This window comes from Pseudomonadota bacterium (genome assembly GCA_010028905.1).
Taxonomy (GTDB): domain Bacteria; phylum Vulcanimicrobiota; class Xenobia; order RGZZ01; family RGZZ01; genus RGZZ01.
Genome location: RGZZ01000068.1, coordinates 1 through 15,756, shown reverse-complemented (window position 1 = coordinate 15,756; position 15,756 = coordinate 1). Strand labels below are relative to the sequence as shown.

Below are 15,756 nucleotides of genomic sequence, written 5' to 3'. Positions count from 1 at the left end.
ACGTGTTACTATATTCACATGACACCTCGAATGAATCTGTGGAATCTCGGCGTACAACCTACCGAAACCATCGAAAAGCCCCGGCTCAGAAAGCTGTACGAACACCCCCCGGAGGAACGGCCCGTCGTGGTGGAGCCCGAACCCGTGCCCGCCGTGGTCGCCCCAGCGCGCCTCGCAGCCCAAAGCAGAAGGGCTCGTGCCCCGCGGGCCAGCACACGACACAGTGACCCTGCACCACGTTTCCCCCCCTCGCCCCGACAAGCACCTCGGGCAGACCTCGGCCGCCATCACCCTGGCCGCAGCCACAACCGCTCTCAACGGTCCCCTCGGTCCGGCTGTCATGACAGAGAGCGAGCGCGTGAACGCGCTCTTCCGCGATTCGCAGACCAGCACCGACGGCCTGCGCGCGCCCGACGTGGCGCGCCGACTCGTAACCGCCCGAGAGAAGGGCGCGACCTTCATGTGCGGAGGAAGAGACCCCGAAGCCATCGGTCCTGCCGAGGCGTACCACACCCTGCTCTCAGAAAACCCTCACCTGGGAACCCTCTACCTGGGGCTCGAAGGGATTCCGATGGTGGCCTGCAGACGCGACACCCTGGATGCAGGCATACAGACGTTTGCCCCCCTGGCAGAGGCGCACCGCGAGGTTCTGCAACGAGGGCGTTTCGACGCCTATGGCATGCAGTGTGCGGTCGATCGCCTGGCCAGCCCCCACGCGGCAGCCGATCCTCACGCCCACGCGGCGCTGCTCGTCGAGCTCTATGAAGCGGTGCAGGCAAGCGGTGCGCACGACCGCTCCACGGCGGAGACCGGGCACGCCATGACCCGTGTGTACGACTGGCTTGCCCCCCGTCTCGATCAGATGACGCCCGCGCAGCTTTCCGACGTGAAGGCCTGGACCGCCAGAGGTGGCGCCGATGAGGCCTGCAAGGCAGCCGGTCAGGCAACAGCGCTCGAAGGCGCGGCCTACACCGAGTTTGCATCGGTCATGCGCCTGGTGGGCCATGTCGAGACCGCGGTGAACGCGCTGGCCCGTGTCGATGGCGCACCCACCGACGAACGCGCGGCGCACCTCGACGCGCTCATGGGCGTCTGCGCGCTGTACGCCACGTCGTTGCGTGGCACCGAAGCGCTTGACGCCTTCACGGCGGTGCTCGAAGCGAGAGCGCCGAACGAACCCGTCCGCGCGGCTGCCGACCGATATGCGGTTCTGCATCGCGCACTGGCCGCGCGCGGCCTCGAAGCGCAAGCAGTGCACAGCTTCAGCACACTCGAGCGACACTGGCGCGGCAGCGGCGATGACAGCCCCCAGCCCACCTATCTGACGTTCCTCGATCATCTCCAGCGCATTGGCCGGGCCGACCTCTCGGCTCTCGAGGCCGCAGCACCTGGCGTGGCGCGCGGCGTGGAACGTTGGCGGTGTGCGCCTGCCGATACGCGGCGCCTGAGCGAGCCTCGTAGAGCCAGCCACGCAGGAAGCGTCTGCCGATGGGTTTAAAGCCCCCTCAGGGGAGGCGTATCCATGGACATCTTCACCATCCTGCGTGACGCGGTGAATCTCGGCGCTTCCGACATCCATCTCGTGGTCGGCCTGCCACCGATGGCCCGCATCACGGGGCAGCTCATCCCTCTCGAGAGCTTTCCCGCGCTCGCCGCTGCAGACACCAAGAACCTGGTGTATGCCCTGCTCTATGACGAGCAGAAGCAGCACTTCGAAGAGCACCTCGAGCTCGACTGCTCACACGCCATCCCGAACTTTGCCCGCTTCCGCATCAACGTGCTGCTGCACAACCACGGGGTCGGCGCGGTCCTGCGCGTCATCGGGTCGCGCGTTCCCACCGTCGAGGAGATCGGTCTCTCACAGGAGATGACGGCGCTCTGCCATCTCCCGCGCGGCCTGGTGCTGGTGACAGGGCCCACCGGCAGCGGCAAGTCAACCACCCTGGCCGCCATGATCCAGCAGATCAACATGAGCTATCGGCATCACATCCTCACCATCGAAGATCCGGTCGAGTTCGTCTACGAGCCCATGTACTCGGTGATCACCCAGCGCGAGGTCGGCCGTCAGACCCATACGTTCACCGCCGCCCTGCGGTCAGCGCTGCGCCAGGATCCAGACGTCATCCTCGTGGGAGAACTGCGCGATCTCGAGACCATCTCGCTGGCGCTCACCGCGGCCGAGACCGGACACCTGGTGTTCGGAACGCTGCACACCACCGACGCCACCCAGACCATCGATCGCATCGTCGATGTCTTCCCGCCCTACCAGCAGCAGCAGATCCGCGTGCAGCTGGGCGGCGTGCTGAAGGGCGTCATCTGCCAGACCCTCATCCCACGCGCCGACGGGCAAGGACGGGTGGCGGCGCGCGAGCTGCTGGTGACCACCCCCGCGGTGGCCAACCTCATCCGCGAGGGCAAGACCCATCAGCTCTACAACGTCATCGACACCGGGGGGCGCCTCGGCATGATCAGCATGGACAAGGCGCTTGCCAACCTCGTGCGCGAGGAGAGCATCACGCTGGAAGAAGCCCTGCCCAAAGCGCACGACGCCGAGCTCATCCATCGCTACCTCGACGGTGGAACCGGCGCTCGGACATCGAGCAGCACATCCGGCTGGAGGTAGCAAGATGGAGATCCACGATCTGCTGCGGTGGATGCTCGAGCAGGGCGCGTCCGACATGCACCTCAAGGTCGGCCTCCCGCCTTCCCTGCGCATCTCCGGACGCATCGCGCGTGCCCCGTCAGAGCCGATCACGGCCGACGACCTGTGGCGCTGGGTGCAGGGCCTGGCGGCCCCGGAGGTGGTGTCACGGCTGCGCGCGGAGCGCGAGGCAGACTTCTCGTATGCGCTCCTCGATGACGACGGCACCCCGATCTCGCGCTTCCGCTGCAACATATTTCACCAGATGGGAAAACCCGGCGCGGTGCTGCGCGTCATTCCGCAGCACACGCCGAGCCTTGAGGCCCTCGGCATGTCATCGCTCGTGCCGCTCACCGAGAGAGAGTACGGCATCGTGCTCGTCACCGGTCCGACGGGCAGCGGGAAATCGACCACGCTGGCCGCCCTGATCGACCACATCAACACCACCCACGACAAGCACATCCTCACGGTCGAAGACCCGGTCGAGTTCGTGCACGTCGACAAGCGATGCATCGTGAACCAGCGAGAGGTGGGAACCGACACGCTGAGCTTCGGCGAAGCGCTGCGCCGCGCCCTCAGGCAAGATCCGGACGTCATTTTGGTGGGGGAGATGCGTGACGCAGAGACCATCACCATCGCCATGACCGCGGCGGAGACCGGACACCTGGTGCTCTCCACCCTGCACACCAACGACGCCAAGCAGACCATCGACCGCGTCATCAACGCGTTCCCACCGGACGAGCAGCACCAGGTGCGCGCGAAGCTCGCCGTAACGCTCACGGGCGTCGTGTCGCAGCGCCTGATGCGACGCAAGGACGGCCACGGGCGCGTGGCCGTGCAAGAGGTGATGATCAGCTCTCCCACCATCAAGAAGCTGATCGAAGAAGGCAAGATCGGCCAGATGGACAAGGCCATCGAAGACTCGGGCGACTTCTACGGCATGCGCTCGATGAACCAGCACCTTCTCCACCTCTGGAGCGAAGGGCGCATCGAGGAAGACGATGCACTGGCGGTGAGCAACAACCCTGGCGACCTGCGGCTGAAGATGCAGACCCAGCGGTTCTCTGAGCAGGCCGCCGGCGAACGCGCGGAAGCCGCGGGCGCGTCTCCCCCGAGCGAGGCCCCTGCAGCCAAAAGAGGCCTGGAGAGCCGCTATGGCTGATGAATCGAACCTGCAGCGGCTTCGCGCCGTACCTGCCCTGAACCGTCTCGATGACGGGGTTCTCGCACAGCTGACCCGGCTTGCGCGCGAAGAGCGTCACGATGCGGGCGCGACGATCTTCACCGAGGGCGAGGCCGGCGATTCGATGTGCTTCATCCTGGAGGGCCAGGTCGTCGTGCAGAAGCGCCTCGACAGCGACGGCCGTGTGAAGGACATCGCCATCTGTGACGCGGGCGACATCATCGGCGAGATGGCGCTGTTCGACAACAAGCCCCGCGCCGCGAGCGTGCTGGCCCGAGGCGAGGTTCATCTGCTCAAGATCTACCGCGCCGACTTCGAGCGCTTCCTGCAACAGGACAGCACGAGCGCGAGCGCCATCCTCGGCGGGCTGCTGGCTTTGCAGAACCAGCGCCTGCGCGAAGCGACCTCCGAGAACGTTACGCTCTACGAGCTCGTGCACATCGTCGCATCGGTGCGCGACGTGCGTGATCTGGCCACGCAGGTGACCGATCGCCTGCTGTCGTCGCTCGCGCAGGTCGACGCGGGCGCCTTCTGCCATTGGACCCCCTACCTTGACACGTGTGAGGTGCTCACGGTGCGCGGCGCCTCGTCCGCCGATGCGGCAGTTCTCTCGATCTCTCGCACCGGACCCATCGCCCACGCGCTTCGTGAGAACCTCGAACCGTTCTCACCAGGCCCCCTCGAACCCGACCACCCGGTGCGACGGCTCTTCCGCATCGAAGCGCGCGACCACATCCTTGCCGTCGGTCTCACCCACGGCGACGACCTTCTCGGCTACATCGTTCTCATCGGTCGCGACACGCCATTCACGTCATCGCAGCGCATCGTTCTCTCCGCGGTCGCGGCACCCGTGGCCTCGGCGCTGATGAACTCCCGGTACGCCACTGATGAGCAGGCCAGGGAACGCCTGCAGGCGGCCCGCCTGAACCAGCAGCGTCGCTAGAAGCGCGGCCGAAAGCCGCGCCTTCAGCAATCCTTCTGGACAAGAATCGGCCTCTGCGGTCGATCTCCTAGTTCCCGTAGCCGTCCCACCGCACGCGCTGCACCCCGTCCTTGCCGGGCTGCGTGTAGCGGATAGAGACGCGAGGCGAGATGCGCGACCCCTGCCAGTTCTCCCAGCGGAACTGCAAGGACGTTGACTGCTTCGGGCCCAGAGAGCCCACCGGGTAGTCGACAGACCCGTCGCTGCGGTGCCAGTGCTCGTCGAAGAACTCGATGGTGACCACCACGTCGCTCAGATCGTCGTTGGTGTCATTGGCAAACCACACCGTGCCCGTGACCCGCTCCCATGGCGTGCCGCCCCCCCACCCGTCGATGCGGCCCCAGTAGCGGCTCGGGGTGTCGATGACGACGCGGAAGATGGAGATGGCGGGACGAGACACAGGCTTCTGGCGAGACGGTGCAGGAGACGACGTGGGGCGAGGCGCAGGCTGTGGAGAAGGCTGCGACCACGCCAGCCGGGGCGACAGGCACCCGACAAGGGCAAGGCAGATCGCGATGCGAGCCGCAGCCGACACGCTACGAGCGACGCACCTGCAACGGGAACTCTGCGACGGGGCGGTTGTCGAGGAACACCTGGAAGATATACCCACCCGGCTCGGTGAACACCACCTGGTTGATGTCGATGATCACGTGCGCCGACTCACTCTCGTCGTTGAGGGTGAAATAGCTCTCCGGCGATTGATGCATGATGAGCGAGCGCGCCGGGTTGAGCATCTTCACCTGCAAGATGTGAAAACCCGGGGCCTGCGTCCAGGTCAGCAGAAGACTGAAGCGCGGATAGGCCAGCGGGAACGTGGCGGTGAAGAGATCGCTGAAGATGCCGTACGCCGCCAGCTTGCCTCCGAGGATGGGCACCACTGAGTCGCAGAACAGGAAGTTTCGAAGGACGGGCTCCATGGGACGCTCCTCATCCGACGGCTCGAGGATGGGAGACCCTCGGCAGGGCGTCATCGCCAGAGCGCGCCGTGCGGATTCGTCCTCGTATTCTCTCCACCCGAATCGATTCCTGTGAGTCGATGCAACGGGGAAGGGAATGAAGCGAGCGCGCTACACCACATGAACGATTGACAGGAGCGCGAGCCCAGGATACGATGGAATTCTGTTCCGAACGCGCCAGGGCCGCCAGACCGTCGCTCAGCGAGATGCAGACGCCCACGCCGAGACGTGGGCCAACCTCGTTCCGAGCGGGTCCCGGGGGGGACATGTGAACGGCCTTCCTGCACCTGCGGCGGAGACCCACCTCCCTTCGACGGGAGACGTCCGCCACGGGTTGGTGAGCAATCGCGGAACAGCGAAACTGACACCACGGAGGCGTCCATGAAAGAGATCCGTCTCTTGAGCAACAGCGACTTCATCGAGATCCTGCTCCGCTACAAAGGAATGAGGAACTGACCGCAAGCGCGGTCACGCAACACGGGCCGACACGCGCTTGTCGGCCTTTGTCTTTCGAGGTCTCAATCCGGAACGGGTGAGTAGAAGAGAGGGCACGGCCGCCGTAGATGGACAGCCCGCGACCCGCGCAGAGCGCAGCCCACGACCCATCGCCTCCGGCACATCCCAGCGGCGTCAGACACGCAGCCGACAGCCTGCGCGCGCGCTACCGGCAGAACGAGCACGACGCCGATGAGGAACGCTGGCGCGCGGGCCTGCTCCGATTCGTTCGCGAGATGGCACGGCGCTCCGCGAGCTGCGTCACGCTCGAGGAGCTGCTCCGCTTCTGCGCCCTTCAAGCCTGCGACCTGCTGCAGGCCATCGACTGCGCGCTGTCCGTGCGCGCCACGGCGACGCTTCCCCTCCACGCCGTCACTGCGCGTCCCGACGCTGCTTCGCCGAGCGCCTTCCTGCACGACAGCCCGCTGACCGAGGCCCTTGATCGACATGAAGAGATTCACCTCGACGCAGCCTCGGCAGCCCCGTACGAAGACCACGCGATCCGGCAGTGGCACACCGGTCCGATTCTCGGGCTTCCGCTCTTCGTTGACGAGACCGTGATCGGCGCGCTGCACGTCGCCTGGCCGGAGAACGCCCATCCCCCCGATCATCTCGAACGAGCCCGCGCTCGGGAGGTCGCCGCAGAGATCGCAGTTGCGGTGAAGGGCGCGCTGCGCCTCTTCGAGACACAGATGAAGACCCGTGAGGTCGAGCGCTCGCGCGAAGAGGTGCGAGGCTACTTCCAGCAGATCGGCACGGCCATGAGCGCGGCACTGAACCTCGACCAGCTGCTGCGCCTCATCGTCAACCTCTGCATCCGCGCCACCCAGGCAGACGGCGGCAGCGTGTACCTCATCGAAGGGGGGAGGATGCGCCAGCGTGTAGCCGTTGGTCCGCAGACAGGCGCCCCCGTTCCTCACCTTCGCGAGAGCCTGCTGGGATGGGGCGATCGCGATGGCCTCACGTCTCGTGTCGCCCGCACCGAGCCCGAAGGATCGCCCACCGCTCTTCCCGTCCGCGCCTTCCTCGGCATCCCCCTGACGGTCAAGACCGAGATCAGGGGCCAGATCAACCTCTACCGCCATCGGCTCAGCGACTTTCCACCAGACGAGGTGGCGCTCCTCACCACGTTCGCCGGACAGGCCGCCCTGGCCATCGAGAATGCCCAGGCCTTCCGTCTCGAGAGCCAGCGTGCCCGCGAAGCAACGCTCCTCTACCGTGGCGCGCGCTCCATCGCCGGCGCCGCAACCCTCTCCGATGTTCTGCGGGCCTCCGCGACCCAGATGATGCGCGTCACAGAAGCAGACCGCTGCCTGATCTACCTGCGCGTGGAGAGCGCTGCCGAGAGACATCGAGGCGAGTTCCGCCTGGCCCATTCCGTGGGGCTGAGTGCCGACCAGAGCGAGTTCTTCCGCGTGCTCGAGATGCGACCGACGCAGTTCTCCTCGGCGCTGTGGGACGCGCTACGCCGAGGCAAGGAAGCCTTCCTCGCAAGCGCCCCTCACGATTCACCCGCCCTGACGCAGCTCTTCGAGCTCCTGCCGGGAAACGCGTGCCTGCTCGTTCCGCTGCTGGCCGACGAAGAGATGCTTGGCCTGGTCTACCTCGACGATTCAAATGTCGCTCGCACCTACGACGCCTCACAGCTGCGGCTGACCATGACCCTGGCCATCCAGGCCGCCACAGCCATGCAGCGCACGCAGCTGGTCGAGCGCCAGAGCGAGAACTTCGAGCAGCTGAAAGCGCTTCACGAGGTCTCCACCGCCGTGACCGGCACGCTCAGCCTGCCACGGGTTCTCAAGATGGTGGTGGAGAAAGCCGGAGAGCTGCTCGGGAACCACTCTTGCGCGCTCATGGTGCAGACCGGAGAAGAGGGCCCCCTCGAGCTGCGAGAGTCAACCAATCTCCCTCCTCACCTCCAGGACGCCGCCCTTCAGGAGCGCATCGCGTCCGAGTGTCTGCGGCGCAAGCGCCCGGTGATATATCATCTGTACGACACCTCTGAACGCCGACGCCCCCGCCCAAATGCGGTGGAGATAACCGCTGCGTTGAGAAGCAACGGGCTGGGGGGATGCCTGGTGGTGCCCCTCATGGCACGGCGCAAGATGGTGGGGGTGTTGAACTGCTTTGCCCACGCGGGGCATCGATTCGACGCCGCCGCCGTGCGCCTCATGCGCAGCTTCGCCAACCAGGCCGCGGGGGCGCTCGAGAACGCCCACCTGCACGAGGTGGTCAAGGACAAGCTCGCCCAGCTCGGGACGTTGTTCGAGGTGGGAAAGGCCATCACGTCGACCTTGCAGCTCGACCGTGTGCTGCAGACCGTCACCGAGCAGGTTCTCGCGGTGATGGGTGCCGACGGCTGCGCCATCCTGCTCCTCGACGAGCCGGCGAGCACCCTGCGCATGCGGGCGAGCAGCGGCCTGGGGCCTCAGCACGCACGCCGCTCGTTCTCGCTGGGCAGCGGCTTTCTGGGCCTGGCCGCGCAGACCGGGCGCCCCATGATGCTGGTGGACGACGCCACCATCCCCCCCTCGAGCGGAGACGAGCTCTTCGGTTCAGGAAGCTTCCCCGAAACCGTCCGACGAGATGGCATGCGCAGCATCCTGGCGGTCCCCCTGACCGTGCGAGGCAGGCTCATCGGTCTCATCAACATCTACGAGCGCCGCGTGCACTACCACGACCCCGCTGAGATCAGCCTTCTCACCACCCTGTCGTCGCAGGCCGCCATCGCCATCGAGAACGCTCGGCTCTACCACGAGAAGAACGAGGTGGCCCAGCTCCTCCGCAGCATCCTGCTGCCGCGCGAGAAGTTCCATCACGCGCGGGTCGAGGTGGGACATCGCTTCATCTCGTCTCAGGAGCTGGCGGGCGACTACTACGAGATGTTCCCCATCTCAGCGCATCGTGCCGCATTCTGCATCGCTGACGTCAGCGGCAAGGGACCGAAGGCCGCCGTCTATGCGGCGCGAGCCCGCTACATCGTGAAGTCGTACGCCCAGGCAGGCTACTGCCCCGCCGAGGTGGTCTCGATGCTCAACCGCCTCATCTGCCCGGAGACCGAGCCGGAGATGTTCATCACCCTCTTCTACGGCGAGATCGACCTCGAGCGAGGCGAGCTCGAGTACACCTCAGCCGGTCACGAGCCGGCCATCGTGTGGAGCGCACGCCGACAGAAGGTCCGGCTCCTCGAGTCGCGCGACCTCGTGATCGGGGTCGACGCCGGACGAGCGTACAAGCATTCCCGAAGCCGCCTCGACCCTGGCGATCTGCTCGTCCTGTACACCGATGGTGTCACAGAGGCCCGACGTGAAGGTGTCGACGAGGCCTTCGGGCTCAAACGCCTGCGCGCGCTCGTGTCCGAGCACGCAAACCTGGCGCCCCAGGCCCTGGCCGATCGAATCACCACCACCGTGCAGAGATTCGCGCATCGCAAGCTGCACGACGACTTCTCGCTCATGGTGGTGCGGGTCTGAGCCCGTCGCTCTCGCGCCACGGCACGCGGGCGGCCAGGAGGAGGCGAGCAGACGGCCTCGAAGCGCGAGGCGTGAAGCGCCACCTGATCATCGCTGTGCTGTTCCTGCTCGCCTGCGCGCCCGTCGTCCAAGCCGCAGATCCCTCTCCCCAGGCCGCGGCGCCTCCGCAGCAGAGCTGGCGCGTGGCCTGGATGAGCCGTCCGGCCCATCAATCCGTTCACCGCCTGCGCTTCTCGCCGGACGCCACACAGATCGCTGTCGCAACCCTGACCCCCCGATTCGAGCGCGCCGACGGCCGCGTCAAGACAGGCGACAACGCCCTCTTCCTGCTGAGCGCCGCCAGCGGTGGGATCTCCAGGCGCCTGGGCACGCTGGGCGACGACATCGTCGATGTGGCATTCCCCTCTGATGAACGCCTGTGGGCCGTCTACAACAAGCACGGCGGGCAGAGCGCCGTCGCCTTCTCTCCCCGGACCGGCGCTCGCGAGACCGTGGTGACACTCGTCGCCCCTGTTTCGTCGTCATCGCGGAGCGAGCGCGCTTCAGAGGTGGGCGCGTTCAGCCTTGACGGCCGGCGCTTCGCGCAGCATCTCGGACGGGTCGACGGAGAGAGCCTCCCGCCGCTGCACCTTGCCGGACAGACCGTGATCTACGAGACAGGCGCGTGGCGAACCATCGCCACGCTTCCGCTCGAGACCGACGTCGCGTCGCCCCCTGTGCTCTTCGCACACGACGACCTGCTCCTCGCAGACAGCGGCGAGGCGCGCGGTGAGACCGACGACAGTCAACGCCAGAGCGGAACCGAGCCCAGCACGCGCCTCACAGTGCCCTTTCACGCACTGGGCGAAAAAGCACGTCTCGTCGGTCGAGTCGACCTCTGGGGGCCACAGCTCTGTCGCGCGCTCTCGCCCGATGGCCGATGGCTGGTCGCGGGGGTTCTGAACAACGCAAAAGGTTCGCTCATCGCCTGGGAGGTTGACGGTGGAACCTGCTCGCAGCCACGCTCCAGAGCGCTCGACGAGACGCCCCGGCTCTCCCGCGATCGCGTCTACACCGCCCTGGCCTTCGCCCGCGACGGCAGCGTTCTCGCGGCCGGGATGAGCGACGGATCACTGCGCCTGTTCGACCTCACGACCGGGCAGATGATCCGAGAGGTGCAGATCACCCAAGCAGGGGTACGCGGTGCGGCCATCACCGCCCTGGCGTTCAGCGTTCAAGGTCAGGCCCTGGTGGCGGCCGCTGAAGACGGTCGAATCGCCCTGGTGAAGCGCTGAGGCAGACGCCTCACGAAGTCAGTCCAGAACGCGCTCGAAGGCCTGGTATTCCTTCCACGGCTTGAACCCAGCAGCCCCGTAGAAGCGGGTGAGCACGGTCCAATCGATGGCCATGCGCCCGACCCCCATCTTGCGCAAGCGCTCGACAGACTCGCACAGAAGCACGTATCCGAGACCTGAGTTGCGAACATCGGCCGCCACGCCCATGGGGCCGAGGCCGCCAAACGCGGGACCGAGGAGACCGCGCCAATAGACACTGGGGCCCAGACGCCGCGAGCGGTTGTGGAAGGTGTGCGCAAATCCGACGACCCGGCTCCCGATGGTGAGAACCTGGATGTCTTGCGGCGATCGCTCTGCCTCCAGGCGAAGCTGGGTCTCATACAGCCAGCGCCCGGGAAACGTCTGGCGGAGAAATTCGAGCAGCGCGGGAACCGTGCGCGTCGAGCACTCCGAGACCCGAAAGTGCAGGTTTCGCGACATGATCCGGTCGACCAGCGCCGGAACGCGAAACCCCTCGATGTCTGCCGCCAGATCGAAGCAGACGTCGCCTACGGCAGTGTAGCCGGTGGCTTCGAAGAAGGCGCGACCCGCGCTCTGCGTCGACGGTACGCCCGGAAAGAAGTGCCCCGGATCTCCCCCGAGACGAACCTCTCTCGCGCCCTGTTTGCGGAGCCACGTCTCTGCGCGCTGCAGAAGCTGACGCCCCACCCCTCTTCTCTGGTGGGTGGGCGCGACGGCGATGGCACTGATCCAACCTCGACCGGGGGGGGAGGGCTGAAGCCCGAGGGGAACGCGCGCGACGCGAGCGCGAACGAAACCCACGCACGTCTCCCCCTCTCGCGCAACGAACAGCCCGCCTGGATCGTGGTGGGGATCGTCGTCGGTGTTCTGGCGCCAGAGGCGCACATCAAGTGGAAACGTCTCCCCCATCGCGGCATTCCAGGCCGCAACGATGGCGTCAGCGTCGCGCTCGTGACCCGCGTAGGGGGCGATCTGCACGCTCAATCGAGCGCGGAGCGGGCCTCCTGCATCGCGCGCAGGCGACCTTGCAGGTCACGTGTGAGCGCGAGCACCAGGCACAAGATCAGGTAGACGACGGTGAACGAGAGCACGGCAAGGGCCAGGCTCCTGGTCGCGAAGAGAACAGAGAAGCCGACTGCGGCGAGCATGAAGGGCATCCAGCGCGTCGGCCCGGTGAACGACACCTTGAGGAACGGGATGTCGCTGATCATGAGCAGGCCAATCGCCCCTGGCGCCAAATCGAACCACGCCACCGGACTCGTCGGATCGAACCACGCCACCGCTGAGTTGCGTGTGGCCACGGTGAACGACGCCAGCATCAGGCCCGCGATGGGAATGGGCATGCCGCGAAATATCTTCCCCTGGCTCTCGGGGTCGTAGCGGGCCAGGCGAACCGCGCCGCAGACCAGGTACAGCGCGCACGCAACGAGCAGTCCCACCTCCCACTCGCGCCGTGCCGAGAGGGCAAAGAACATGGGGGCGGTGCCGAACGAGGTGAGGTCGGCGAGCGAGTCGAGGCGCTCACCAAATGCCGTGGCCTGGTTCTTCCTTCGTGCGAACCAGCCGTCGAGGAAGTCGCAGCCGAACGAGACCAGAAGAGCACCCAGCGCCCAGTTGGCGATGGTGCCATCGATGGTCTTGTCGGGTTGGATGGACATGCTGTGCATCATCATGGCGTAGAAGCCGCAGCAGAGGTTCATCAGGGTGAAGATGCAGGCGATGTTCGCCGTCCACACGTTAGCTGAGGTACCTCGCAATCGGCGTGCGCGCGGCCCGCACCCGCTCGCCTTCTCTCACCAGGATGTCTGCGGTCCCCGCGGGGAGATAGATGTCAGTGCGCGAGCCGAATCGGATCATGCCCAGTCGGTCGCCCTTCTCGAACTGATCTCCGACCTGGCTCCACTGAACGCTGCGACGCGCAAGCACACCACTGATCTGGGCCACCGTGACAGGTCCTCGCGGACCTTCGATGGCCAGGAGATCCTTGCAGTTGTTCTCGCTCTTGAGGAAGGCTGGCGCGAAGTGCCCGGGCACCTTCTTGACGGCTGCGAAGCGGCCACGCACAGGCCAGCGATTGACGTGAACGTCGGTGATGGAGAGAAACACTGCCACACGATCAGCCTCGCCCTTGATCCACCAGGGCTCGAGAACGCGGTCGACAGAGAGCACGACACCGTCAGCCGCAGAGAGCACGACGGTCTCGCTGCCGTCGACGGTCACCTCCGGATCGCGGAAGAAGGCGGCGCAGGCGGCTGCAAAGGCTGCCCCTCCCAGCGCCAGCAGCGGCGCACGACGCGCGACAAGCGTACTCGCTCCGGCGGCGGCGAGGATGAAGGGAAGACCCTCCTGGAAGGCCCGCCCAGCGTGGACCGAGCGGTGCGATGGCGCGATGGCGCGTGGCGCGTCGACGGACTGCAACCCGACTCTCCTCTTCCCCAGGTGCGGCGCTGCCCTGGACTGACGACCCTGCGCGTGAGAGGGGCCGTGAGGCGCGCACGTGTGGCGGCGACACTTCGCGCTGCGCAACACGAATCCTGTCGAGCAACAGACAGATCTCGCCACGGACAACGCCGCGACGGCACTTGCTCCGGTGGAGCGGTGTGATATATTCTATCGGATACGCATGCCGCCCAGGACCGTACCCTGCTCCCTCGAGAGGGGCGGGAGCAGGTGCCTGACACCCCCGTCTGGCAACGGCACAGCGCTCTCGACGATGGTGAGGACCCCCGAGTGGAAGGTTGGATCCGGGACCTTCTGGTCATCTACAGCTACTGGGCCATCGTCCTGCTCGTCGCCATCGAGGGTGATGTCACGCTTCTCGTCACGGGCATGCTGGCACACGAGCACCTGCTTGGCTTTGGCTTCACGACCGCCCTGGCCGCTGCCATGGTGGGCGCGGTCGGCGGAGACGTGGTGTCCTTCCTGTTCGGCCGGCGCATCCGCAAGAACATCACCGAGTCGAAGATCTACAAGAAGTTCTATCCGCGGTTCGAGTATCTCGAGCAGCGATTCGGGTTCGTCTCCATCCTGCTCGTCAAGTGGATCTACGGGATGCGATTCGCCAGCTCGGTGTTCTGGGGAGTGAGTCGCATGGGGGTCTGGCGCTTCGCGACGCTGACCCTGTTCAGCTGCGGCGTGTGGGTGGGCACCCTCACCGGCCTGGGATGGCTCTGTGGAACGGCCGTGAGCGTCTTCCTGAGCCGTCTTCAGTCTGTCGCCGCGGCCGTGATGCTCACCATCGTCGGCCTCTTCGCCGTGCGGGCGATCCACCACCGCTGGATCTCCCCCCAGCTCCAGCAAGGCGCCGAACAGGCGGGGTTCACCCAGGACCTGAAGCCGGAAACGGCCCCCGTCATGGTGTTCGAGAACGCCCGAGAGCCGTCCACAGGCCCGTCCGACACAGAGCGGGCAGACGTGTCGAGCTCCGCTCAGGCCGATGGCGATGACGGCAGTGTACAGGTGTAGACGAAGGCCGGCGGGACGTTGATCCACGACATGGTGAGACCGACCCCCCCAAAGCTCTTCTGCAGAAGCGGAGGCAGCACGAAAGGCTGATACTGGATGGCCACCAGGCGCCCCTCGCTCGAAAGCGCCTCGGTCGCAGCCCGCACGATCTCACGTCGCAGCGCCGGCGCCAGTGTGCTGAACGGCAGGGTGGAGACAATGAGATCAGCCTGCGGAAGGCCCTGCTCCCGAAGAAGCCGGGGCAGCTGGCAGGCCGAGCCCTCGACCACCGCCAGCCGTTCATCGCGGACCTCGTTGCGAAGTCGATGCACGAACCGCGGATTGATCTCGAGGGCCACGAGCCTCGCATTGCGCGGCAGGCGCCCGAGAATGCTGCGCGTCACGCACCCGGTGCCTGGCCCGAGCTCAACCGCGGTGCGCACGTTGCGCCAGTCGAGACGGTCGAACATCTTGTCGCGCGTGAACCGCGAGGTGCCAACCACCGCACCTGTCGTGCGCCAGTCAGTGAAGAACTCAGTGAGAATTCGCAAGCAGGGGCCTCCGGGAAGCTCGCGGGCAGTGAAAGCCGCTCACGGCAGGTTACACATCGACAGGAGAACCCCCTGTCTTTGTGAAGAGAACTTAACAAGATAGGTCGAACGGGTAGGTGACAGGTTCAGCGTGATCTGTTACAATCCGGAAACAGCCGCGGAAGCCGGGCGCCGACCAGGCGCAAAGACGGGCTCTGCACGAAACGAGGAGAAGTCTCAGTGGCCGACAAGACCGTTGCGCTCGCCTGTCTCTTCTACGGGTTCATCGTGTTCGTGATCGGTGTCGTCTCATTTGTGCTGCCCCGCAAGATCGCCGACCTCCGCGTGCGGGAGTCGCTCTGGCTGCTGGGCATCTTCGGCCTGCTCCACGGCTTCCGCGCCTGGCTCGAGGTCGTGGAGATCTACGGCATGAACACCATGCCAGACAAGACGGTCTTCTTGCTCGACATGATCGGGCAGTACCTCAACGTCACCGCGCTGCTGTGCCTGGGGCAGTTCACCGCCGAGATCGCCGCCCTCGTGAAGCGCGGCATCGACTGGCTTCGCTGGGTTCCACTGGCGAGCTTCGCGGCCTGGGTGTCAACCACCGTGGCGCCGTTCGTGGCCCCACGCTTCGGCATCATGCTCCACAAGACCGCGATGACCGCGATGCTCGTTCTCGGCGGCTGAGCGCGCGGCGGCCCTAGAGATCGAGGCCTGCGTCAGACGAGACGTCGACAGGCACGGGGGGTTGCTT

The 15,756-nt window shown here is 66.1% G+C and carries 14 protein-coding genes; 8 read left to right on the top strand and 6 right to left on the bottom strand.

The annotated features are described in order from the left end of the window. The first annotated feature begins 223 nt into the window (after positions 1 to 223). From EB084_07330 to EB084_07315, 4 genes are read left to right on the top strand one after another with little or no spacing between them, the layout of a single operon-like run. The gene (locus EB084_07330; protein ID NDD28061.1) at positions 224 to 1,498 is read left to right on the top strand and encodes a hypothetical protein; all 1,275 of its coding nucleotides are present in this window, start codon (positions 224 to 226) and stop codon (positions 1,496 to 1,498) included. A gap of 24 nt (positions 1,499 to 1,522) precedes the next feature. Beyond that, positions 1,523 to 2,623, top strand: coding sequence for a type IV pilus twitching motility protein PilT (locus EB084_07325; GenBank protein ID NDD28060.1), 1,101 nt, complete (start codon positions 1,523 to 1,525; stop codon positions 2,621 to 2,623). 4 nt (positions 2,624 to 2,627) lie between these two features. Then, on the top strand, positions 2,628 to 3,803 hold the full coding sequence (locus EB084_07320; protein NDD28059.1) for a type IV pilus twitching motility protein PilT: 1,176 nt from the start codon (positions 2,628 to 2,630) through the stop codon (positions 3,801 to 3,803). Then, positions 3,796 to 4,767 carry a cyclic nucleotide-binding domain-containing protein gene (locus tag EB084_07315; protein NDD28058.1) on the top strand — a complete coding sequence of 324 codons (972 nt, stop codon included), beginning with the start codon at positions 3,796 to 3,798 and terminating at the stop codon, positions 4,765 to 4,767. Before EB084_07320 ends, EB084_07315 begins: the two co-directional genes overlap by 8 nt. 67 nt (positions 4,768 to 4,834) lie before the next feature. Here EB084_07315 and EB084_07310 read toward each other — a convergent pair whose 3' ends face one another. Together EB084_07310 and EB084_07305 are read right to left on the bottom strand one after the other, a co-directional pair. Next, entirely contained in the window at positions 4,835 to 5,206 is a 372-nt protein-coding gene (locus tag EB084_07310; GenBank protein ID NDD28057.1) for a hypothetical protein, read from the bottom strand. Between the two features lie 136 nt (positions 5,207 to 5,342). Beyond that, a complete protein-coding gene (locus EB084_07305; protein NDD28056.1) occupies positions 5,343 to 5,777 on the bottom strand; it encodes a hypothetical protein in 435 nt (144 codons plus the stop codon). Between the two features lie 548 nt (positions 5,778 to 6,325). On the opposite strand from EB084_07305, the gene EB084_07300 reads away from it, so the two are divergent. Both EB084_07300 and EB084_07295 read left to right on the top strand, forming a co-directional pair. Further along, positions 6,326 to 9,730, top strand: a complete 3,405-nt coding sequence (locus tag EB084_07300) for a GAF domain-containing protein (protein ID NDD28055.1) — start codon at positions 6,326 to 6,328, stop codon at positions 9,728 to 9,730. 71 nt (positions 9,731 to 9,801) lie between these two features. Next, positions 9,802 to 11,004 (top strand): hypothetical protein, encoded by a 1,203-nt coding sequence (locus EB084_07295; GenBank protein NDD28054.1) that lies wholly within the window; start codon positions 9,802 to 9,804, stop codon positions 11,002 to 11,004. Between the two features lie 18 nt (positions 11,005 to 11,022). Here the strand turns inward: EB084_07295 and EB084_07290 are convergent, their stop codons facing one another. From EB084_07290 to EB084_07280, 3 genes are read right to left on the bottom strand one after another with little or no spacing between them, the layout of a single operon-like run. Beyond that, complete coding sequence (locus tag EB084_07290; GenBank protein ID NDD28053.1) at positions 11,023 to 12,003, bottom strand: GNAT family N-acetyltransferase; 981 nt, start codon at positions 12,001 to 12,003, stop codon at positions 11,023 to 11,025. 2 nt (positions 12,004 to 12,005) lie between these two features. Then, positions 12,006 to 12,761, bottom strand: a complete 756-nt coding sequence (locus EB084_07285) for a hypothetical protein (GenBank protein NDD28052.1) — start codon at positions 12,759 to 12,761, stop codon at positions 12,006 to 12,008. Between the two features lies 1 nt (position 12,762). After that, the gene (locus EB084_07280; GenBank protein NDD28051.1) at positions 12,763 to 13,632 is read right to left on the bottom strand and encodes a hypothetical protein; all 870 of its coding nucleotides are present in this window, start codon (positions 13,630 to 13,632) and stop codon (positions 12,763 to 12,765) included. 123 nt (positions 13,633 to 13,755) lie between these two features. On the opposite strand from EB084_07280, the gene EB084_07275 reads away from it, so the two are divergent. Then, positions 13,756 to 14,490 carry a DedA family protein gene (locus EB084_07275; protein NDD28050.1) on the top strand — a complete coding sequence of 245 codons (735 nt, stop codon included), beginning with the start codon at positions 13,756 to 13,758 and terminating at the stop codon, positions 14,488 to 14,490. Here EB084_07275 and EB084_07270 read toward each other — a convergent pair. After that, complete coding sequence (locus tag EB084_07270) at positions 14,454 to 15,020, bottom strand: methyltransferase domain-containing protein (protein NDD28049.1); 567 nt, start codon at positions 15,018 to 15,020, stop codon at positions 14,454 to 14,456. The genes EB084_07275 and EB084_07270 overlap by 37 nt on opposite strands. Positions 15,021 to 15,239: 219 nt before the next feature. Between EB084_07270 and EB084_07265 the strand changes: the two genes are divergently transcribed. Then, positions 15,240 to 15,689: a hypothetical protein gene (locus tag EB084_07265; protein NDD28048.1), complete on the top strand. Its 450-nt coding sequence runs from the start codon at positions 15,240 to 15,242 to the stop codon at positions 15,687 to 15,689. Positions 15,690 to 15,756: the final 67 nt, after the last annotated feature.